Genomic DNA, 22,920 nt, shown 5'->3' with positions numbered 1-22,920 from the left:
GGTAATTACTATGGATTCAATTAAAATTAATAAAATAATTTCCTACCCAATAAATTCAGATATCAATGAACATAAAGCTAAAGATAAGGATATGGGAAAAAAGTATAATGATGAAGTTTTTAAGTGCACAAACGATTCAGTTATATCAAAGGATGCTGTAATAGGACATAAGTTTTTGAGTCGTATCGAAAATTCATTTGGAGATGTTAACAAAGTTCATTTTATAGAAAAATATGCTTCAGAATATGAAAAAATTAAAGATGAAATTGCGTCTGGTAAGTATGGAAATGATACGAAAAAATATATGACATTATTAGATAATGCATTTAAAGACTCATTAAAGAATGCTGCTAATATCATAGGAAAAACACTGGAAAAAGCAAATATTAAAAATAATAAAATAAAGTTTTCAGGAGCAAATTTAATTAAGTATCAAAAGCAGTATGAAACAGCTACAGGTATTGCTTGGATACTTAGAGCAGAAAATAAAAGAATTTCACAGGAAATAGAGGAACATAGGAAGAAAAAAAATCACAGAATGGTGACTTCCCTAACTCAGTTAAGCAATACTTATAAACGTATAATAAACAATGTTTCTGATATAGCAACTAACATAAGAAGTGATATTGATGATAATTATAGTGAAGATAAAACTAAAGAATGATTTAAAAAGCTTTGAAATAACTTCAGAGCTTTTTATAATTAGTGGCTAATATATGAACAAAGTGCGAATAAGTAAGAAGTTGGGAATTTTAAGTAAATGTTGAAGTATGTTTTTACAATCGGACTATGGTTTTAGAAAATTTTAATAAATGTGCAGAAATTGAAGGGTTTTGTGTGTTTGTTAGGAATACTAGAGGTAGGATATAATTATAAAAAACATTTATGATTAAAATAAAGTTTAGAAATAATAAATTTTCAATAGACTATTGACATTCCAGTAGCTGTAAGGTGTTTAATGTATGTAAAATTAATTACATAAAGGAGACTAAAAATGAAGATAAAAGATGCTGAATTGCTAACAGGATTATCATCAAAGACAATTCGTTATTATGAAAGCGAAGGCTTAATTTTTGTTAAAAGAAATTCTAATGCCTATAGAGAATATGATGAGGAAAATATTAATGAATTACGAAGAATAAAAATTCTTCGTAAGCTGGATGTCCCAATTTCTAGAATAAAAGAGATTAAACAGGGACAAACTTTATTGAAGGATATTTTAGAAGATAAAATTAAAGAATTAGATGAAAATGAATTAGACTTAGAACGTAAAAGAGATACTATAGAATCAATATTAAAAGAATTAAATAAGAATCCTGATGTTGATTTAGCTGAGTACTGTAAAGATATTGAATATATTGAAAGTGATGAGTTTACTGAGTTTTTAGCAGATATGAAGGAACTCAGTCAATCTTCATTATCAAGTCAAATTTTTATTACTTTAATATTTAGTGGACCACTTTTATGGCTTTTTATGAATATTAATAATAAAAACTATGAGTTTATTGGTATAAACAGTATTTTGGCAATAATAAGCACAATATTTCTTACATTGACATGGAGAAAATTTTTGAAACAAAGAGATAAAAAAATTAAAGGGACAGGTGCTATGTTATTAGGTACTGTTTTTGTAGTAGTTTTGTCTATTGCTATTTTTGCAGGCATTACAAAGTTGCAACAAGTTATATTTGTACCAAGAGACTATTTAATGTTTATGTTTAAACCACCTTATAGTTATATATTTTTATTTTTCGAAATAGAAATTTTGGTTATTTTTATTTCAATATTATATAAAAAAGTAAAAAATGTAGAATGGAAGTGGGCAGCTCAGCTGTTTGATTTTCTGAAGAAAAACATTATTAAAACTATTATTTTAAACATTGTTTTACTATATGCGGCTATTACTGGCATTACTGTGGTAACAAGAAATCAAATTACTGATTATAATTTTTATAATCCAATGGGCACTAAATATTATTATAATGATATTTCTAAAGTTCAGGCTGGATTTGAGGGAAAATCATTTAAAATTTTTAGAGAAAGTTCAGGGCGTGCAGGAGATTTTTATTATATTGTAACTTTTAAAGATGGGAAGAAAATAAACTTTTATCAGGCAAATAGCCCATTTGAAGACACTTATTTAGAACTTGAGATATTTGATAAATTGATTATGAGTACTAGTAAAGTAGAAAAAGTATCTTCAAAAGATAACTATCAATTATGCTATTTTGATAAAAGGTATGTAGATAGATTTTTGAGAATAATTGAAAATCGTTAATAAAAAATTCATTTTTTATTAATAAAGGGATGGTAGTATAATATACTAGCATAGGCAGTTTGTGTCTAGAAGATAAAAAGGTAATGAAGTTCAAATAAACATAAATTTTAATGTTTACCGGGAGTGATATTTGTAATGGCAAATAAAAAAATTATAAATGTAATAATAGTGGTTGCATTCATGCTAGTTACAATAGCTGTAGGATGCTCAAATAAGGATACTGTTAATACAGGAAAATCAAATGTAACTGAAGAGACTAAGATGGCAGAAGAAGAGAAAAAGGTTATTAATTCTCAAGAATCAGAAAAAGATACCAGTAATACAGATAAAACTAATGTAGCTAAAGAAAGCAAGGAAAAGACGACTAGTCCTCAGGATGTAGCAAAAACTTCCCGCTCTATTTTTGGTACTATAAAGAGTATTAATAAGAATACTAAAGTAATAGGTTTTGATGACTTAGAGATGATAACTGCAGACAAAAAAGAAAGGATGAAACAAATAGGAATTACAGATAAAGATTTTTCAAATTGGTATCTTTATAATGAATCAAATGAAATAAAGTACTATAAAATTACAGATAAAACTTCTATAACTATTTATGATAAGAATAATGGTAAAGAAATATCAACAAATATAAATGGATTGCATAATCAGTTTGTAAGTGGTTATGAGAATCATTATGATATAAAGGTACAAGGTGATTATATAGTTGAGATAGTTCAAAGAATATTAAATGAATAAACAATTGTATATTATTGATTAATGGAATATAGTGAAGTGCTTATACCTTTCGGTTAAATTTGATTTAACCAAAAGGTATTTTTATTTTATAAACAATACCAAAAGATATTGATAATTAATATCAATCATTGTATAATAATTACAGTTATTAAAACAAATGGATATAAAAGGAAAAAGATTTTGCATAAAGAGATTTTAAGATTTTTATTACCATATTGGTATGACCAGTAGTTTGCTATTATTTTCTTCTATTTGCTTTAAAACTCTTCTCCATTATACCCAAAATGCAAATTGAACATTTGTTTTATAATATTTACTATAAATATATAGTTGAGGAAATTCTATAATTAAAAACTAAATTTTAATGTAGATATGAAACTTAAAAATTATGCAATTTCCTCAACTGAATATGAAGGTTAACTCTACAAAAATTACTTAAGGAGATATGTAGTAATGGAAAAATTATTTTTGAAGAAGTTTTTCAAAAGTATATTCTCAGATACTTTTGAAGTACAATTTTGGGACGGTAGTATAGAAAAATTTGGTGAAGGAGATGTAAAATTTAAGATATTAATAAATGAACATTTATCTAAAAGTGATATTTTAAAAGACCCATTCTTAACTTTTGGAGAAGCATATATGAATAATGATATAGATTTTAAAGGCAATATTCAAGAAATTATTGAGTCTATATATAAGAATAAAGATAGCTTTCTCCATAAAGCTTCTTTATTTGAAAAATTATATAAAATTACTCCACACTCTATAAAAAATAGTAAAGAAGATATACAATATCACTATGATTTAGGTAATGATTTTTATAAATTATGGTTAGATAAAACTATGAGCTATTCTTGTTCTTATTTTAAATCATCTGATGACTCATTATACCAAGCTCAGTTAAATAAAGTTGAGCATATTTTAAAAAAATTAGATTTACATTCAGGACAAAAGCTACTAGATATAGGTTGTGGATGGGGAGAACTTATAATAACTGCTGCAAAAGAATGCGGAGTTAAAGCACTTGGAATAACTTTAAGTAATGAACAATTTGACAAAGTAAATGAACGAATAAAAGAAAATAATCTTGAAAATCAAGTAGAAGTTAGATTGATGGATTATAGAGAACTGATAAGGACAGGAGAAAAGTTTCACAGAGTTATTAGTGTAGGAATGTTAGAGCATGTTGGGCAAAAAAATATACCTACTTATCTGAATACTGTAAGCAATTTGTTAGAACAAAATGGAGTTTCTTTACTTCATTGTATAACAGCTCAAATAGAGAGTGAAGTTAATCAATGGATTAAAAAATACATATTCCCTGGTGGATATATACCATCTATAAGAGAGTTAGTTTATAATATGCCTGAAAATGATTTGCATTTAGTTGATTTGGAAAGCTTACGTCTACATTATTGTAAAACCTTAGAATGTTGGGCTAAAAACTTTGAAAATTGTTTAGAGGAAGTTAGAAAAATGGGATTTGATGAAAAATTCATTAGAATGTGGAGACTATATTTAAATTCTTGCGCTGCTTCATTCCATTATGGAGTAGTAGATGTACATCAATTCTTATTTACAAAAGGATTAAATAATGAACTACCTATAACAAGAGACTATTTATATAAATAAATGCGCCTTTCATTTTGTTTTCTTTGCTTAAATTATAGTTTATTTATATGTAGTTTTAAAATAGACTAGCTGTGAGTTTAGCGGCTAGTCTATTTTTCATGAGAAAAATTAGTTGTTTTAGAAATTAAAGATATCCTATTATTAACATTAACTTTTTTAAATATATTTTCTATATGGGTTTTTACAGTATGGGGGCTTATAAATAGTTTATTAGATATTTCTTTATTAGTATAACCTTCTAAGATAAGAGTGGTAATTTCTAATTCTCGTTTTGTTAAGCTATATTTTTGTGAAAACATTTCATAAGAATTTGGAATTTTATCAATGTATACTATATAAAAAGTTTCAAATGTATTTATAATACTAGGAAGTGATGTTGATATTATTTTTAAATTATATAAATTAAGGTATATATCTATATAGTGGTTATTATTGTGCATACAATTAATTATATTTGATGCTATTGTAGTTCTAAGTTTTTGTAGTGCATTAGGAAATAACATTTCTTTAGTTATTTTGCAGCAAATCTCTTTTAAAGTGTCATTGTAATGAAAAACTTTATAGTCACTATCGAGTATTATTATGGCAGAAGATGGTTGTTCCATACAATTTTTAAATATTTGTTTCTCCATAGTTATTTTATCAATAGTTAAAATATTATCTAATTTATAAGAAATTAGTTTGTTGATAGTATTTAACATAGCAATTTCCTGTTTAGTAAAAATCTTATCATCTTTTCCTTTAAATATACCAATGCCGCCTAATAATTTATTATTATTCTTTAAAGGGAGGGCAATTTCAAAATAAAGATTTTGATTACTTAAGAAATCATTATAGTATTCAGTTTTTTCATATTCCTTATAAGACATTAAATCTGTAATTAGGATAGATGAATTTGAATGATAATTTATATATTTTTGAGGATAGAATATATCTGTTTTGTGATAATAGTCTTTATAAATTAAAAATAAACTATCATTCATATTAAGACCTTCTAAACCTTTAATATGGAGATTTTCATCAAATAACAAGAAAGTAAGATGATAAAATTCAAATATTTGTGATAATGAATTTAGTACACTATTTATAAAGTTGTAGTTCATTTCTTGTAATTGGAAAGTAAAATTTAATATTTTATCATAATCTTTATTAGAAATCTGAGTTCTCATTATACACGTTCTCCTCTTTGGTTAATTATATATGAAAAGTATACCATAAAAAATTTTATATTTTAATAAGTGAAAGTGAAATTTTTATCAAATTTTGTCTATAAAATACAGATTAAAATAGGTAGAAAGTATTAGATTTTTAATAAATGTGACCGATGGTAATAGAATGAAATTTTTAAGATAATTTAAGTAAGATGAAAAATATCTGAAATTAAATTTTATTTTTAGAAAGGATTGGTACTACATGGAAAATAAAAATTTAGAAAATCAAATTGCAATAGTTACAGGTGGAGGTTCAGGTATTGGGCGTGAAATTTGTTTAAGCTTAGCCAAAAGAGGAGCTAAGATAATGGTCACTGATATTAATGAAAAGGGAATGGAAGAGACTAAAAATCTTATTGAAGATAATGGGGGATATGCAGAAACATATAAACTAGATGTTGTAGATAGTGATATGGTGAAAAATGTGATGGATGCAATATATATAAAACATAATAGAATAGATATTCTTATTAGTAATGCTGGTATATCAACACCTCCTTCTTTAGGAACTAAAATGTCAGAAGAACATTGGGATAAGCTTATTAAAGTTCATTTGTATGGAACATTCAATTGTGTAAAAGCATGTGGTGAGTATATGAAAGCCAATAATTACGGAAGAATTGTTCTATCTTCATCTTTAGGTGGGGTGTTTGGATTTGCAGGAAACGTTAATTATGCCGTTGCTAAAACAGGAATGGTAGGAATGACATATACTCTTGCAAAAGAACTAGGACCTTATGGAATAACTGTAAATGTTATTCAACCAGGAATAATAAGAACTCCAATGACAAGTGGAGCACTAAAAGTTTTTGAAGAGGGATTTATAAAAGAAACACCTGTTAGAAGAATTGGAGAAGTTGGTGATGTGTCTAATGCTATAGCATTTTTCTGTATGCCAGAATCTAGTTTCATTACTGGAGTTGTAATGAGAATAGATGGGGGATATATACTACAGTCAAGTATGGATCAAATCATGATAGAAGCTTGTTCTAAATAGAGAAGGCTGTAATATTTATTTCTAGAGCGAAAGAAATTATAAAATAGGATATGATATAGAGATAGTAATTTATCAGAATAAATTGAGTTAAAAAGAAAATATAAATAGAATTAATTTAAAGCTCTTTAGTGTAATTGTTTATACTGAAGAGCTTTTTTATATAGAAAAATAGTAAAGTCCTTAATTATCTTCATTAAATCTTCATAATTTTAGTAAATGTTTCTTTAATAATAGTTTTTATAATAATTAGTATAAACAAGAAATAATTAGTGGATTAAGACAAGAAGCAGTTTTTTATTAACTATAATTTTTTTAGCATTTTGCAGATAAACTTAATGTTTTTGTCTGTAGTTTTGAAAGAAAGGGTGAGAGAGAATTATGAAGTATTTAGCGATAATTCCAGCTTACAATGAAGAAAAAAATATATATAAAGTGGTAAGGGAAATTAAAGATAGTAATTTTGAAAAAGGTAGTAATGTTGAATTTGATGTTGTAGTTATCAACGATGGTTCAAATGATAATACAGAATTAGAAGCGAAGAGAGCAGGAGCAAAGGTTTTAAATTTAGGTATTAACTTAGGTATTGGTGGCGCTGTGCAGACAGGATATTTATATGCACTTTATAATGGTTATGATGCAGCGGTACAGATCGATGGAGATGGTCAACATAGCTCAAAGGATTTAGGGAGGTTAGCTAATGAACTTAATGATAGTGACGTTGATATGGTAATTGGCTCAAGGTTTATTTGCAAGTCAAATTATAAGCCTAGTGTTTGTAGAAAGCTGGGCATAAGATATTTTTCTAAACTTGTGTCTTTTTTATGTAAGAGTTCATATTATGACACAACTTCTGGTTATAGAATGGTTAACAAAAGAGGAATTAGCCTTTTTGCAAATTACTATCCTCAAGATTATCCAGAAGTTGAGACTATAGTGTATGCTGTGAAAAATGGTCTTAATGTAAAAGAGATCAGCGTTAATATGAATAAAAGGCAAGGGGGGAAATCTTCCATAACACCGATGAAATCCGCGTATTATATGATAAAAGTAACTTTAGCGTCAGTTATTCAACCAAGTAAAAGAGGGGTGGCATAATGAATTTATTTTGTTTTATAATTTCACTTGTTTTCCTAGTTATAAGTATTATATTTATTCGGAAAAGAAGTTTGGAATTTAAGTGTGGTTTGTTGTGGATCCTAGTAAGTTTAATTTTAATGATATTTTCAATGAATTCAACAATTGTAGAGTATTTTGCAAAAGTTATAGGGATAGTTTATGCACCAGCATTTTTGTTTTTAATGGGTATAATATTTAGCTTAATAATGATTTTTTATTTAATGATAGTAACCTCAAATATGCAAAAAAAATTAACAAAACTAGTACAAGAAAATTCTATGTTAAAAGATAGAATTGAAGAAAGGTAAAAAATGACGTATTTATTATTGATAATTAATATATTTATGTTGGTATGCGGACAAGTTTTATGGAAGATGGGTATGAGTAAAGTTCATTTTCAAGTATCTTTTAAAGGCATAATTAATACTTTATTTAATCCTTATATATTTTCTGGCGGAATTATATATGTTTTTGCTACAGTTATTTGGCTGTATTTACTGTCTAAGGAACAGTTGAGTAGAATATACCCTCTTCAAAGTTTATGTTACATTGTAGGGGCATTTGCAGGTGTTACTATATTTAATGATAGTTTAACAACGGCAAAGATATTTGGACTTATATTAATTTTTTTAGGAGCTGTTTTAGTTGGAATGAAGTAGGAGAGGGTATACAGTCTAAGAATATTAATATAGCATCAAAAGCCATGATTTAATAATAGAATAAACGAGGTAAAGTACATGAATGAATTAAAAGGTATGGATGAAGAGAAAAGGATTAATATATATTTAATAATTATTGAAATAGTCTTTATAGGTATAGCCATTTTCTCTATATTTGCCTATGGAGATTCACTGCTTTTAGGAAGTTTAGAAGAATTTAATAATGATGATGTAAAATATATTAGAAGCGCATGGAATTTAATAGATAATAATAGACTATCTTATGAAAATATAAAAGAGTCCACAGTATATATAATGCCAGGATTAACTTTTGTGCTTTCATTTTTTATGTCTATTTTCGGTAAGATAAATGGTATTGTAGCATTTAAAATATTTCAAGCAATATTACAAGGTGCAAGTTTATATTTATTATTTTTAATAGGAGAAAAAGTATTTAATAGTAAAGTGGCTTTAATAGCATGTTTTATGGATTCATTATATTTAGCTGAAATTTATGCAACAAACCTTGTTTTAATGGAAGTGATCTTTAAATTTTTATTATTACTTCTAATATACATAAGTATTTATGCAATTGAAAAGAAAAGTTTAAAGTTATATGTATTGGGTGGAATTGTTTGGGCAACTGCCTGTTTATTTAGACCAACTATTGCTGCGTACCCGCTGTTGATTCTAATTATGTGGATAAAAAACAAATATAGTTTTAGTGAAATAGTCAAGTATACTATTGTAGTTACAACTATATTTTGTATTATCATGATACCTTGGTGGATAAGAAATTATAAGACTTTTGACAGAGTAATTTTGTTTACAAAATCTGCTGGAAATCCATTTTTACAAGGAACGTTTGTTAACTATGATCAGAGCAAGGGTTGTGGAGTACCTTATGTAAAAGGAACAGATCCTTTAGAAAATGATAAAAATGAAATAAAAGCAGGACTTCAAAGATTAGAGATCTATGGAAAAAAAGAACCATTAAAATATATAGCTTGGTATACATTTGGCAAAACTTTTTATTTTTGGAGAGCCCCTTTTTATTGGATAGCTAATATATCATATATTTCTGTAATTATTTATCATCTTGTAATTTTATATTGGGCTCTCTATGGTATGATAAAATATAAGGATAAAAGTTTAAATTTTAAGTTTTTGATTATGGTGGTGATTTATTTTAATGTTATATATTTACCATATTATACATTTGAAAGATATTCATATCCTTTGATGCCGTTAATGATATTATTTGCAGCGTACACTGTTAATGATAAGAGACGTAAAAAATTAGATTATAGAGTAAAAAGCATAGATGAGAAATAGAGCGATTTTTAGTGAAGAATGAAGAGTGAAGGATATAAGAAAGGAGCTATAATCCATGAAAAAGAATACCATATTAGTAGTGGATGATGAAAAAGATATAAGAGAGGTAATTGAAATTTATTTAATAAATGAAGGATTAGAGGTTATTACTGCCTGTGATGGAATTGAAGCCTTAGAAAAACTTAAGAATAATGATATTGATTTAATAATTTTAGACATAATGATGCCTAAATTGGATGGAATAAGGACCTGTTTAAAAATTAGAGAAGAAAAAAAGCTTCCGATTATTATGCTTTCTGCTAAGAATGAAGATAGCGATAAAATATTGGGGTTAAATGTTGGAGCTGATGATTATGTTACTAAGCCTTTTAATCCATTAGAACTTACTGCAAGAGTAAAATCTCAACTTAGAAGATGTTTTAATTTTAATGAAGGGAAACAAGAAGATGAGGATGAGATAATTATTGATGGTCTTATTATAAATAGAGCCTCAAGAGAGGTTTTTGTTGAGGGAAAATTTGTAAGGCTTACTCCTTTAGAATTTTCTATATTGGAAGTTTTAGCACTTAATAGAGGCAGAGTTATGAGTACGGAGCAAATTTATGATAATGTATGGAAGGAACCTTTTAATAATGCAGATAATACTGTAGCTGTACATATAAGAAATATAAGGGAGAAGATTGAGATTAGTCCTAAAGAACCTAAATACATAAAAGTAGTATGGGGAGTGGGATATAAAATTGAAAAATAGAATTAAGGAATTACTATTTGGAAGTGTAACAAGGGAACTATTATTTATTATTTTAGGTTTTATATCTATAGTGATATTTGCAGATGTAATATCAAGCATTATGTCATATGGCATGTTTTGGTTTGTATCAAGCGTAATGCGTATTATTATATCAGGTAAAATACTAATTATAGTAGGTATATTATTAATTTATTTAAAATTTAAAAATAGGATTAATCAGTTATTATTTAAAAATGCAACAAGAGAAGTAGTATCAACTTTTTGTTTAATTATTATTTCTTTCCGCTTATTCCCAAATTTCATAACTATACTAATGATAATTTATTTATTAGTTAATAGGAAAGCTGAATATATAAAAAATATATGTGCGGGTATAAAAATAATTTCTGAAGGAAACTTAGATTATAGAATAAAATTGCAAGGTCATGATGAATTAGCAATTTTAGCAAAAGAGATAAATAATATGTCACTTGAGTTGAAAAATAAAATAGAGGAAGAAAGAGCTGCAGAAAGATTAAAAAGTGAACTTATAACAAATGTATCTCATGATTTAAGAACACCGCTTACAGCACTAATCGGATACATTCAGCTTGCAGCAGATGATAATGCGAATTTTGAGGATAAAGATAAATATGCAAAGATATCTTTAGAAAAATCGAAAAAACTAAAGGTATTAATAGATGATTTGTTTGAGTATTCTAAGCTTGAGAGTGGTGGCATTAAACTTGAAAAAGTAAAAGTTAATATAATAGAAATAATAGAGCAAAGCATAGGTGAGCTTTCGATCCAGGCAAAAGAAAGACATATAGGATTTAATAAAAATTTTAGAGATAGCAAAGTAGATTTATTGGTGGACCCTAATAAAATGGGAAGAGTTTTTGAAAATATTATAAGCAATGCTGTTAAATATGGTGTTGAAGGAAGCGATGTAAATATAAATTTGCATGAAAAGGGCCAAAATGTAATTATAAGTTTTGAAAATATGGTTCATAGCATTTCAGAAGAAGACATAGAAAAAATATTTAATAGATTTTATAGGACAGATGGATCGAGAAATTCGGAAACTGCAGGATCAGGATTAGGGCTAGCTATTGCAAGAAGCATAGTAGAACTGCATGGAGGGAGAATTTGGGCACAAAGTAAAGATAATAAGTTTATAATCAATATAGAATTAAATAGGGATGATTTATAAGGTTTTACAGCTTTTTATGATAAAATAGGGCATCATAAAAAGTTGTTTTATTTTGGAGAAAAAAGTCGATAAATTTTCAATAAAATATTGAATTTGCCAAATTAAATGGTTATAATAGGAATGATTTGAATGCGAGTGAAATGAGGGTAGAATTATGAAAAAAATAAGTAGTAAGATTATAATAGCTATTATTGCATGTTGCATAGGTATAGCTATTATTTTAGGCAGTGTTTCTTTAAATGTAGCAAATAATATAATTGATAAAGAAGCAACAGAAAAACTAACTTATATGAGTGAGAGTAATGCAGAGAAATTAAATCAGATTTTTAATAAACCTGAATGCATGATAAATGATTTATCGTTCAATATAAGCAGTAGTTTTAATCCAGAAGAAGCAAAAAAAGACACTGAGTATATGAAAAAATACAAAGAAAGCTTAATGCCAATAATAAAAAATTCTGCAGGAAGCAATAAATCATATTTAGGAGTATATGTTCTTTTTAACCCACAGTTAACTGAAAGCAGTAATAATGTATGTTTTGGAGATATTAAAAAGAATGGAAACTTTGAAATACTTAATTTAAATAATAAAGCAATGTCATGGTATAAGGATTCTTCAAATGGAAAAGAAGGTAAATGGTCTAATCCACATAGTTCATTTATAGGTGATATAAATGCAGTTTCTTATACGGTACCTATATTTAAAGATAGTTTATTAATAGGTGTAGTTGGGGTAGATTTAAAGTTTGATGATATCATAAAACTAATAAAGGATATAAAGGTGTATAATACAGGATATGCTGTGCTATATAATAGCAATTACGATTATTTGGTACATCCAGATTTTACAATTAAGGATAATCTAAATACAGTTAGTAATGGAATTTATAAAGGGGTTTGTGAGAAACTAAAAAAAGATAAATCAGGATATGTTAAATATAAGAGTAAAAACGGACAAGATAAAATATTAGGATATGCTAGGCTTTCTAATGGATGGACTTTAACTGTTGCACCACCTGTAAAAGAGGTGTTCTATGGTATATCTAAGTTAAAATTATTGATTTGTGGTATTTCTGTCTTAGGCAGTGTTTTATCAATAATAATAGCTTTATATTTGGGAAGAAAAGTTTCAAGACCTATTATATTGGCTACTAATTATGTAAATAGTATTTCTCAATTTAATTTGTCACATAATGTGACAAAAGATTTGGAAAAGTTTTCTGAACACAGAGATGAAATAGGCACCATGATTAATGCAGTAATTAATTTAAATAAAAATTTAGTTTATATAGTAGAGAGATTAAGAAATAGTTCTGGTGAAATATTTAATTATTCACAAGAGTTATTTTCATCATCACAAACAACATTAGTATCTATTGATACTGTGTCACAGACAACATGTGAGATAGAAGAAGGAGCAGTTCAGCAGGCTGAGGATTCACAAAAAAGTGTAGAAAAGCTTGAGAATCTTACAAAAGAAATAAAAGCAGCAGGAGAAAATTATACTCTTGTAAAGGATAATTCAAAAGAAACTAAGCAAATGAGTAAGCTAGGCTCTGAAGCATTATGTATTCTTAATGAGAAATTTAAAATTAATAGTGAAGTGACAAATAAGATATCAGTGAATGTAGATAATTTAGCAAATAAATCAGGTTCTATAGGTAATATAGTAAACACTATTGAAGCTATTGCAGGTCAGACTAATTTGCTTGCATTAAATGCAGCTATTGAAGCAGCACGTGCTGGCGAAGGTGGTAAAGGATTTGCAGTAGTGGCAGATGAAATAAGAAAACTAGCGGAACAAACATCTACGTCAACTAAAGAAATAAGCTTTATTGTAAATGAGATACAACAGGAAATAAATGCAGTAAAAACTACTATGGATGATGGTATACAAGCTGTAAGCGCAGCAAATGAGGCAATGGATAAGTCTGACGAGGCATTTGCCCGTATTGAAAAATCTATTGATAATACATTAATTCAAATACAAAATTTAGCCCATAATATTAAAAATGTAGATGAAAATAAAGATGAATTAATGATTTCAATACAAGAAATATCTGCTGTATCACAACAATCAGCAGCAAGCATTGAAGAGGTGTCTTCATCTATTGGAAGGCAAACTCAATCTATTGACAATATAACAAAAACTGCTGAAAAACTTAATGGTATAGCTTCAGGTATGGATGAAATAGTAAATAAGTTTAAAGTTTAAAATAGAAATTTTACAAAAGGATTGAATTCTGTATTGTACAGAGATCAATCATATATATTAATTTATAGCTTAGTAACATTAAAAGCTATATGGATAATTATATTGTAGATTTACAGAAAGTTTAGAATCGTAATAAAATAAGGGTACTGTGTGTAAAATATCACAGGTACCCTTGTTTTATTACATAGAGTGTACAATAAAAAGATTAAATAACATCTAACACATAACAATAATTTTATATGGTACGGTTTGAGCTGGTATACTCCTTGTAGTAGCGCCATATACAACAATTAGATATCGGTTTGAAGGATTATGCATAAAGCTTTGGTCATTTTGAAGTATTATCTCAGTAGAAGGAGCAATATTTAATTTTAATGTATTGTCGCTACTTACTAATTCACTATTAAAGTAGTCTACTTTTACATTTTCATATGCTACATTTTCAGCCATTACAAGGGCATTATATTGTGGTGGAAAAATCAGTGGAACAGGTGCATTTCCATCATAGAATCCAGTGACAATATCACCTGGTTCCACTGTCACATGATCTACAAAATAAGTAGTTGGGGATACAACAAAATTTACTAAATCTCCATATTCATTTTGTACAGACATTAATTTATAACATCCTAAATTTTCATCAGTTGATCCTGTGTGAAAATCTGTAATGCTTGTAATGACACCTGTGAAGGATAGAAATTTTATCATTTTTTCGCCATCCTTATTAAAATTCATATCATATATAATTTATGAATTATTAATACTTTGTGTTACATTAATTAGGTAAAATTATCCAAATTACATAATTACCATTACATAGAAGAATTCATCACTAAAATATCATTTTCTTTTAGTACAGTATCTCCTCTTGGTATTATAATTTTGTCATTACGTTTTATCATAATGACAAGTTCATTGGAATTTGGAGAAAACTCAGAAATTTTCTTTTCACGCCATTTGCTGTTAGATGTGATTTTTTGTTCTACAAGTTGAATATAACTATCATCTTGAAATGGTTTTGCACTTAAGACAGCAATATCGTTTTCCTGAAGTTTCGTATTTCCATTTGGGACAATAGTCTCTTTATTTCGAATAAGCATAACCAGTAGAGTATCTGGAGGCAATACAATATCATGAATAGTTTTATCATTCCATGGATGGTACTTAGTAATTGCCAGCTTAATAAATTGTACGTCCACCTCTTCAGTGTAATCATTAAAGGTTTTTAGAACATTTGAATTATTATCTATCATTTTCAGTTTTTTTGCCACCAACGGAATCAGTGTACCTTGAAAAGTGATGGACAATAAGACTATGCAAAACACTATGTGAAATACATCATTTTTTGTGTATGCTTCACTCACTGTTGCCATAATTGCAAATACTATAGAGGCAGCACCTCGAAGTCCTGCAAAAGATACTAATAATAATTGAGAAATCTTACATTTGGCAGGCATAAGTATAGCGAAAATTGTAGCAGGTCTTGCAATAAAGGTTAAAAATAGTGCTATTGCAATAGAATGAGGTAGTATTGATGGCATCTGAGATGGAAAGGCCAACAGTCCAAGCAAAAAGAATATAAGCATTTGCATAAGTCCTGTTATTCCATCAAAGAAATTTACAAGAGATTTTTTGTTTTTTATATCAGCATTACCTAAAATAATTCCAACAATATACGCGCTTAGGTATCCATTACCTCCAACAATGGAAGGAAGTGCATATGATAAAATTGCAATACCAATTACAAAGGCCATATCAAAACCTGCGGTAGAAAAATTGACTCTACGTAACACGAGTTTAGATAAAATTGCAATAATAAATCCTATGATAATACCATAAAAAAGTTGTGCAAAAATCATGTACATTACCATACTAGTACTTACTTTTCCCGTCATAATTGATAGCACGATTGCGGTAAGCATATAGGAACATGGATCATTACTACCACTTTCTACTTCAAGCATAGATGCTGTATTATACTTTAGATTTAGTTTTTTCGAACGCAATATAGAGAAAACTGACGCTGCATCTGTAGAACTTATAACAGAACCAATTAGTAGACTTTCCAAAAATTCGATGTGTAGTATAAAGTAGCAAAAAAGTCCTGTCAGTCCAGCTGTGAGTATTACACCTAAGGTAGAAAGTAAGATAGATTTTACAGCAACAGGTTTAGCCTCGCTCCAGCTTGTACCAAAGCCACCATAAAACATTATGAATATTAAAGCAATTGAACAGATTTGCTCTGCAAATGCGTAGTTTTCAAAGGGAATTTTGAAAATTCCATCAGAACCAAAGACCATACCTAGAACAATAAATGCTAAAAGCATAGGTATGCCTATTTTATTTGAAATTTTATTAAATAGCACACATGTCAATATTACTATGGATGCTAGTAAAAGATATATTGCCAAGTGGTCACCTCCTATTTTTTAATATGATATGATCAATTTCTAAGCAGCTGTTTTTAGAGCGTTCTCTTTTATATTATACCTTTAATTGTTTGGTTTTAATTTTAAACATTTTTTTAATTTTTCATATATTACATAAATTAACTTAATTTATAATTTACAACAAATTGAAAAGATTGCAGCAAGTTAATAAGTTAATACTATATGTAAGTAAAGATTAATTTGTCCATATTTGTAAAAAAGGAGATTGATGTAGTGCAAAAAAGTACAAGTTTAGACAGCAAAAATATACAAATGACCAAATTGGAAAATTGTAGTTCGACAAGAATATACAAATACATGACAATATAGTTTGATAAAGTTTAAACAGGTTTATAGTATCATTATCGTAGATAAAAAAATAACAATCTAGATTGAAATAGAGATTTAACAATAAATAAAGTGTAAGTAAAGGGAGGAATAATTAATGAGATCAAAACGATTTCAAGCTTTAGCACAGCGTCCTGTAAACCAAGATGGACTTATAGGGGAATGGCCAGAAGAAGGAATAATAGCAATGGATAGCCCTAATGATCCAGAGCCTTCCATAAAAATTGAGAATGGCAGAATAGTAGAACTTGATGGAAAGAAAAGAGAGTATTTTGATACAATAGATAGATTTATTGCAGACTACGCAATAAATATAGAAAATGCTGAAAAGTCCATGAGCCTAGATTCGTTAAAAATTTCCCAAATGCTTGTAGATATAAATGTTACTAGAGATGAAATAGTAAATATAACAACATCAATAACACCAGCAAAGATAGTAGAAGTTGTATCACATATGAATGTAGTTGAAATGATGATGGCACTTCAAAAGATGAGAGCTAGAAAAACTCCATCAAATCAATGCCATGTTACAAACTTAAAGGATAATCCAGTGCAAATTGCAGCAGATGCAGCAGAAGCTAGTATCAGAGGGTTCTTAGAACAAGAAACTACAGTAGGTATAGTAAGATATGCACCATTTAATGCATTAGCAATTTTATTAGGTTCTCAGGTAGGACGTGGAGGAGTTTTAACTCAATGTTCAGTAGAAGAGGCTACAGAGTTAGATCTTGGAATGAGAGGTCTTACAAGCTATGCAGAAACAGTTTCAGTATATGGAACTGAAGCAGTATTTACTGATGGAGATGATACTCCATGGTCAAAAGCCTTTTTAGCATCATCCTATGCTTCAAGAGGACTTAAAATGAGATTTACATCAGGTACAGGTTCAGAAGCACTAATGGGATATTCAGAAGGAAAGTCAATGCTTTACTTAGAGGCAAGATGTATATATATAACAAAAGGAGCTGGAGTTCAAGGACTTCAAAATGGGGCGGTTAGTTGTATAGGTATGACTGGAGCAGTTCCTTCAGGAATAAGAGCAGTGCTCGCTGAAAACTTAATAACTACAATGCTTGATATAGAAGTAGCTTCAGGAAATGACCAAACATTTTCACATTCAGATATAAGAAGAACTGCGAGAACACTTATGCAAATGCTTCCAGGAACAGATTTTATATTCTCAGGATATAGTGCAGTTCCTAACTATGATAATATGTTTGCAGGTTCAAACTTTGATGCAGAAGACTTTGATGATTACAATGTTCTTCAAAGAGATTTAATGGTAGATGGCGGATTAAGACCAGTTTCAGAAGAAGAAACTATTGCAATAAGAAATAAAGCAGCAAAAGCAATACAAGCTGTATTTATGGAATTAGGATTCCCAGCTATAACTGACGAAGAAGTTGAAGCAGCAACTTATGCTCATGGTAGTAAAGATATGCCAGAAAGAAATGTAGTTGAGGATTTAAAAGCAGCAGAAGAAATGTTAAAGAAAAGAATTACAGGTTTAGATATAGTTAAAGCATTAAGTAAAAATGGATTTGATGATGTAGCTAGCAATATATTAAATATGCTTAAACAAAGAGTAACTGGAGATTACTTACAAACTTCTGCAATATTAGATGGAAATTTTGATGTTATAAGTGCAGTTAATGATATCAATGATTATAGAGGACCAGGAACAGGTTACAGAATGAGTAAAGAGAGATGGGAAGAAATTAAGGGCATTAAGAATGTAATAAATCCAGAAGATATTCAATAATTGATAGAGGTGAAAAATTATGCAGAATGTATCAAATGAATATGTTATACCAGAACTTCAGCTTACAGAAAAAGGCGAAGCAAAGGTTGGAACAAAAATAGATGAAGTTGTCATAGGATTAGCACCAGCTTTTCATAAGTTCCAAAACAAAACTATAGTTAATATTCCTCACAGCGATGTGTTAAGAGAAGTTATAGCAGGTATAGAAGAAGAAGGATTAACTGCTCGTGTAGTTAGAATAATTAGAACATCTGATGTTTCATTTATATCTAACGATGCAGCTAAATTAAGTGGATCAGGAATAGGAATAGGAATTCAGTCAAAGGGAACAACAGTTATACACCAAAAAGATTTACTTCCTTTAAATAACTTAGAGCTATTTCCACAAGCACCACTTATAACACTTGAGACTTTTAGATTAATAGGAAAAAATGCGGCAAAATATGCTAAGGGAGAATCACCAACACCAGTTCCAACTAAGAATGATCAGATGGCAAGACCTAAGTTCATGGCAAAAGCAGCATTACTTCATATTAAAGAAACTAAGCATGTAAGAGTTGATGCAAAACCTGTAGAAATAGAAGTTAAGTTTTAATTTGGAAGGGAGAAAAATTTTATGGAACAAAGAAAGATGAATCCGAAGGATTATCCTTTAGCAACTAAAAGACCTGAATTTATAAAAACTCCAACTGGGAAAAAGCTACAGGATGTAACTTTGGAAAATGTATTAAGCGGAGAAATTAAACCAGAGGACGTTAGAATATCACCAGAAACTTTAGAAATGCAAGCTCAAATTGCAGAAGGAATGAATAGACACGCTATAGCTAGAAACTTTAGAAGAGCTTCAGAGCTTATAGCAGTTCCAGATGATAGAATATTAGAAATATATAATGCACTAAGACCATATCGTTCTACAAAGGCAGAACTTTTAGCTATAGCAGAAGAGCTTGAAACTAAATACAATGCAAAAGTAAATGCGGATTTTGTAAAAGAAGCCGCAGAAGTTTATGAAAAAAGACAAAAGTTAAGACAAGAGTAAGCAAGCTTTAATTAAGGAGGAAAAAATATGAAAATCATTGCAGGTGTTGACATAGGAAACGCTACTACAGAAGTGGCCTTAGCTAGGGTAGATAAGGAAAAGGCGGAATTCCTTTCTAGCGGGATAGTCCCAACTACGGGAATAAAAGGTACAGAGGAAAATATACAAGGAGTTTTTTCCTCCTTAAAGCAAGCTTTAAGAAAAGTATCAATGGATATAAAAGATCTCCATTTGGTAAGGATAAATGAAGCTGCACCAGTTATAGGTGATGTAGCTATGGAGACTATAACTGAAACTATAATAACAGAGTCTACTATGATAGGGCATAATCCTTCCACACCAGGGGGAATAGGTCTTGGAATAGGAAAAACTATATATGTAGAAGAATTGGATTCATTAAATGTAGAAGATTTAGCTAAAGAAGACCAATTTATAGTTTTGGTATTAAACAAAGTTAATTTCTTAGAAGCAGCTGCAAGGATAAATGCAGCAGTAAGAAAAGGAATAAATATAACAGCAGCCGTGGTTCAAAGAGATGACGGAGTTTTAATAAATAATAGATTAGAAAAAAAGATACCTATTGTTGATGAAGTAATGCTTTTGGAAAAAGTTCCGTTAAAAATGAAAGCAGCAGTTGAAGTGGCTGAGCAAGGTGGAGTAGTTGAAACTCTATCAAACCCTTATGGTATTGCTACAGTATTTGGACTAACTTCAGAAGAAACAAAGCTTATAGTTCCTATATCTAGAGCACTTATAGGAAACAGGTCAGCGGTAGTTATAAAAACACCTAAAGGAGATGTACAGGAAAAAAGAATTCCAGCAGGAAAAATTCATGTAGACGGATTAAAGCGTAAAGAACTAGTAGATGTAGAAGAAGGCGCTGAAAAAATAATGGAAGCAGTTAAACTTTGTGTTCCTGTGCAAGATATAAAAGGTGAGTCTGGTACTAATGCTGGTGGAATGCTTGAAAGAGTAAGGCAAGTAATGGCAAAGCTTACTAATCAGAAGATAACCGATATCAAGATTCAAGATCTTTTAGCAGTAGATACTTTTATACCTCAAAAAGTTAAGGGAGGCTTAGCAGAAGAGTTTTCCATGGAAAATGCAGTAGGTATAGCTGCTATGGTTAAGGCTGACAAGCTTCAAATGCAGATGATTGCAGACAAACTTCAAGAAAAATTAAAGGTTACTGTAGAAGTTGGAGGAGTAGAAGCGGACATGGCTATAAGAGGAGCATTAACTACTCCAGGAAGCAGCACACCTCTTGCAATACTTGATATGGGAGCAGGTTCTACTGATGCATCTATAATAAATAAGCAAGGACAAATATGTTCTATACATTTAGCTGGTGCTGGAAATATGGTAACAATGTTAATTAAATCAGAATTAGGATTAGAAGATTTTAAATTAGCAGAAGATATTAAGAAATATCCCTTAGCTAAAGTAGAAAGTTTATTTCATATAAGACATGAAGATGGTACTGTAGAGTTTTTTAAAGAGCCACTGGAGCCTTCTGTATTTGCAAAGGTAGTCATATTGAAAGAAGGTATGCTGATTCCAATAGATGGACAGAACTCATTGGAAAAGATAAAAACCATAAGAAGATGTGCAAAAGAGAAAGTATTTGTTACCAATTGTCTTAGAGCATTAAGTATAGTATCTCCAACAGGAAATATTAGAGATATAGAATTTGTAGTTTTGGTAGGTGGATCTTCATTAGACTTTGAAGTGCCTCAATTAGTTACAGATGCATTATCTCAGTATGGAGTAGTAGCAGGAAGAGGTAACATAAGAGGACTAGAGGGACCAAGAAATGCTGTAGCTACAGGACTTATATTAGCCTTTAATGGAAATGGAGAAGGTAACTAATTAACTATTATGAATATGAGAAACCAAGTATATATATTTACTACTCCTCTGAAATAAGTGATATATCAATCTTTAATGATATATTATTTGGCATTGAAGAAGAGGGTATTCCTTGTGAAGTTAAAGCTCAAAATGGATTAGACTTTCTTGAATTAAGCTATAAGGCTGCTCAGGATTCAAGATTAGCAGTGGGTATAGGAATTCATTTAAGTGGGAAAATAACACTAACATTTAACAAGCTAAAAAAAGAAGCACCATTATTTACTGCTGATTTAAATTCTGGAGAAGATGTTTTAAGGAATTTAGGAGCTAATGCAGGAAGATTGGTTAAGGGAATAGCTTTTAAGTAAATTTTAGGGAGTGGTTATATGAGTAATATTTATACTAGAACTGGAGATAAGGGAACTACAGCTTTATTTGGTGGCAGCAGAGTAGAGAAAGACAGTTTAAAGGTTGAAGCTTATGGAACTATAGATGAAGTGATTTCTAATATGGGTATAGCTTATTCATTTATAGAAGAGGAAGAACTTAAAGCTGAATTAGTAGAGATACAAAATAAACTATTTGTTTTAGGTGCAGAACTTGCTAGTGATGAAAGTGGGATTAAATATTTAAATAAATTAATTAATCAGAGTGATATAGATTATTTAGAAAAAATTATAGATAAATATATGGAAAAGGCAGGGCCTTTTAAGGGATTTGTAACTCCAGGGAAAAATACTCAGTCAGCTATGTTGCATGTAGCTAGAACAGTAGCAAGAAGAGCAGAAAGAATAATAATAACTTTGAGTAGGGAAGACAAGGTTAGGGAAGAGATTAGAAAATATGTAAATAGACTTTCAGATGCTTTATATGCTATGGCTAGATTTGAAGAGGAAAAATAATAGATTATTTACAAAGGAGGAAAATCAATATGAAAAAATTAAATGAACTAAAACAATTAAGCCTAGAGATAGTAAAAGAAATGGCTGCAGCAGCTGAAGCAAAAGCTGCTGGCATGAATGTACCAGTAGTATTTGCAGCAGTAGATGCAGGTGCAAATTTAATGCTTATGCACAGAATGGAAAATGCTTTTATAACAAGTGTGGATATAGCTATAAATAAAGCTTTTACTTCAGCAGCATTAAAAATAGGAACTCATGAAGTAACTCCAAACATTCAGCCAGGAGAAAGTCTTTATGGATTACAGTTAACTAACAATTGTAGAATAGTACCTTTTGGTGGTGGTTTTCCAATAGTAGTAGATGGACAAGTAGTTGGTGCAGTTGGAGTAAGTGGTGGAACTGTTGAAGAAGATATGGCTATAGCACAGGTTGCTGTAGAAGTATTTAATAAATAAAAGATAA

At 29.2% G+C, this 22,920-nt stretch carries 22 protein-coding genes; 19 read left to right on the top strand and 3 right to left on the bottom strand.

Annotated features, from left to right (window positions below; genetic code table 11):
- The first annotated feature begins 10 nt into the window (after positions 1-10).
- The 4 genes from T514_RS0116205 (at position 11) to T514_RS0116190 (ending at position 4,651) form a co-directional block, all read left to right on the top strand.
- The gene (locus tag T514_RS0116205; protein ID WP_027625723.1) at positions 11-664 is read left to right on the top strand and encodes a hypothetical protein; all 654 of its coding nucleotides are present in this window, start codon (positions 11-13) and stop codon (positions 662-664) included.
- Between the two features lie 330 nt (positions 665-994).
- On the top strand, positions 995-2,278 hold the full coding sequence (locus T514_RS0116200) for a MerR family transcriptional regulator (RefSeq protein ID WP_027625722.1): 1,284 nt from the start codon (positions 995-997) through the stop codon (positions 2,276-2,278).
- 135 nt (positions 2,279-2,413) lie between these two features.
- Positions 2,414-3,019, top strand: coding sequence for a hypothetical protein (locus T514_RS0116195; RefSeq protein WP_027625721.1), 606 nt, complete (start codon positions 2,414-2,416; stop codon positions 3,017-3,019).
- Positions 3,020-3,472: 453 nt separating this feature from the next.
- Positions 3,473-4,651 (top strand): SAM-dependent methyltransferase, encoded by a 1,179-nt coding sequence (locus T514_RS0116190; RefSeq protein WP_027625720.1) that lies wholly within the window; start codon positions 3,473-3,475, stop codon positions 4,649-4,651.
- 89 nt (positions 4,652-4,740) lie between these two features.
- Here T514_RS0116190 and T514_RS27590 read toward each other — a convergent pair whose 3' ends face one another.
- A complete protein-coding gene (locus T514_RS27590) occupies positions 4,741-5,820 on the bottom strand; it encodes a helix-turn-helix domain-containing protein (RefSeq protein ID WP_027625719.1) in 1,080 nt (359 codons plus the stop codon).
- Positions 5,821-6,064: 244 nt separating this feature from the next.
- Here T514_RS27590 and T514_RS0116180 point away from each other — a divergent pair, with 244 nt between their 5' ends.
- From T514_RS0116180 to T514_RS24775, 8 genes are all read left to right on the top strand, one after another.
- Positions 6,065-6,859, top strand: a complete 795-nt coding sequence (locus tag T514_RS0116180) for an SDR family NAD(P)-dependent oxidoreductase (protein ID WP_027625718.1) — start codon at positions 6,065-6,067, stop codon at positions 6,857-6,859.
- A 378-nt stretch (positions 6,860-7,237) separates the two neighbouring features.
- A complete protein-coding gene (locus T514_RS0116175; protein ID WP_027625717.1) occupies positions 7,238-7,954 on the top strand; it encodes a glycosyltransferase family 2 protein in 717 nt (238 codons plus the stop codon).
- Positions 7,954-8,283 carry a DUF2304 domain-containing protein gene (locus T514_RS0116170; protein ID WP_027625716.1) on the top strand — a complete coding sequence of 110 codons (330 nt, stop codon included), beginning with the start codon at positions 7,954-7,956 and terminating at the stop codon, positions 8,281-8,283. Before T514_RS0116175 ends, T514_RS0116170 begins: the two co-directional genes overlap by 1 nt.
- 72 nt (positions 8,284-8,355) lie before the next feature.
- Positions 8,356-8,634, top strand: coding sequence for an EamA family transporter (locus T514_RS0116165; protein WP_341350170.1), 279 nt, complete (start codon positions 8,356-8,358; stop codon positions 8,632-8,634).
- Positions 8,635-8,712: 78 nt separating this feature from the next.
- Positions 8,713-9,969 (top strand): glycosyltransferase family 39 protein, encoded by a 1,257-nt coding sequence (locus T514_RS0116160; protein ID WP_027625714.1) that lies wholly within the window; start codon positions 8,713-8,715, stop codon positions 9,967-9,969.
- Between the two features lie 55 nt (positions 9,970-10,024).
- Positions 10,025-10,720: a response regulator transcription factor gene (locus tag T514_RS0116155; RefSeq protein ID WP_027625713.1), complete on the top strand. Its 696-nt coding sequence runs from the start codon at positions 10,025-10,027 to the stop codon at positions 10,718-10,720.
- Entirely contained in the window at positions 10,710-11,912 is a 1,203-nt protein-coding gene (locus T514_RS24780) for a sensor histidine kinase (protein WP_051542086.1), read from the top strand. Before T514_RS0116155 ends, T514_RS24780 begins: the two co-directional genes overlap by 11 nt.
- Before the next feature lie 154 nt (positions 11,913-12,066).
- Complete coding sequence (locus T514_RS24775; RefSeq protein ID WP_051542085.1) at positions 12,067-14,127, top strand: methyl-accepting chemotaxis protein; 2,061 nt, start codon at positions 12,067-12,069, stop codon at positions 14,125-14,127.
- Positions 14,128-14,343: 216 nt separating this feature from the next.
- Here the strand turns inward: T514_RS24775 and T514_RS0116140 are convergent, their stop codons facing one another.
- On the bottom strand, positions 14,344-14,835 hold the full coding sequence (locus T514_RS0116140; protein WP_027625712.1) for a hypothetical protein: 492 nt from the start codon (positions 14,833-14,835) through the stop codon (positions 14,344-14,346).
- Between the two features lie 104 nt (positions 14,836-14,939).
- Positions 14,940-16,538: a potassium/proton antiporter gene (locus T514_RS0116135; protein WP_027625711.1), complete on the bottom strand. Its 1,599-nt coding sequence runs from the start codon at positions 16,536-16,538 to the stop codon at positions 14,940-14,942.
- A 463-nt stretch (positions 16,539-17,001) separates the two neighbouring features.
- On the opposite strand from T514_RS0116135, the gene T514_RS0116130 reads away from it, so the two are divergent.
- From T514_RS0116130 to T514_RS0116100, 7 genes are read left to right on the top strand one after another with little or no spacing between them, the layout of a single operon-like run.
- On the top strand, positions 17,002-18,666 hold the full coding sequence (locus T514_RS0116130) for a propanediol/glycerol family dehydratase large subunit (RefSeq protein WP_027625710.1): 1,665 nt from the start codon (positions 17,002-17,004) through the stop codon (positions 18,664-18,666).
- A 19-nt stretch (positions 18,667-18,685) separates the two neighbouring features.
- Positions 18,686-19,261, top strand: coding sequence for a propanediol/glycerol family dehydratase medium subunit (locus tag T514_RS0116125; RefSeq protein ID WP_027625709.1), 576 nt, complete (start codon positions 18,686-18,688; stop codon positions 19,259-19,261).
- A gap of 21 nt (positions 19,262-19,282) precedes the next feature.
- The gene (locus T514_RS0116120; protein ID WP_027625708.1) at positions 19,283-19,705 is read left to right on the top strand and encodes a diol dehydratase small subunit; all 423 of its coding nucleotides are present in this window, start codon (positions 19,283-19,285) and stop codon (positions 19,703-19,705) included.
- A 27-nt stretch (positions 19,706-19,732) separates the two neighbouring features.
- The gene (locus T514_RS0116115; protein WP_027625707.1) at positions 19,733-21,574 is read left to right on the top strand and encodes a diol dehydratase reactivase subunit alpha; all 1,842 of its coding nucleotides are present in this window, start codon (positions 19,733-19,735) and stop codon (positions 21,572-21,574) included.
- A complete protein-coding gene (locus T514_RS0116110) occupies positions 21,574-21,924 on the top strand; it encodes a glycerol dehydratase reactivase beta/small subunit family protein (protein WP_027625706.1) in 351 nt (116 codons plus the stop codon). Before T514_RS0116115 ends, T514_RS0116110 begins: the two co-directional genes overlap by 1 nt.
- An 18-nt stretch (positions 21,925-21,942) precedes the next feature.
- The gene (locus tag T514_RS0116105) at positions 21,943-22,458 is read left to right on the top strand and encodes a cob(I)yrinic acid a,c-diamide adenosyltransferase (protein ID WP_027625705.1); all 516 of its coding nucleotides are present in this window, start codon (positions 21,943-21,945) and stop codon (positions 22,456-22,458) included.
- 29 nt (positions 22,459-22,487) lie between these two features.
- Complete coding sequence (locus T514_RS0116100) at positions 22,488-22,913, top strand: GlcG/HbpS family heme-binding protein (RefSeq protein WP_027625704.1); 426 nt, start codon at positions 22,488-22,490, stop codon at positions 22,911-22,913.
- The last annotated feature ends 7 nt before the right edge of the window (positions 22,914-22,920 follow it).

This window comes from Clostridium lundense DSM 17049, assembly GCF_000619945.1.
GTDB classification, from domain to species: Bacteria; Bacillota; Clostridia; order Clostridiales; family Clostridiaceae; genus Clostridium_AO; species Clostridium_AO lundense.
The sequence above is the reverse complement of the archived record's forward strand: the minus strand, read 5'-3'. Positions and strand labels throughout refer to the sequence as shown.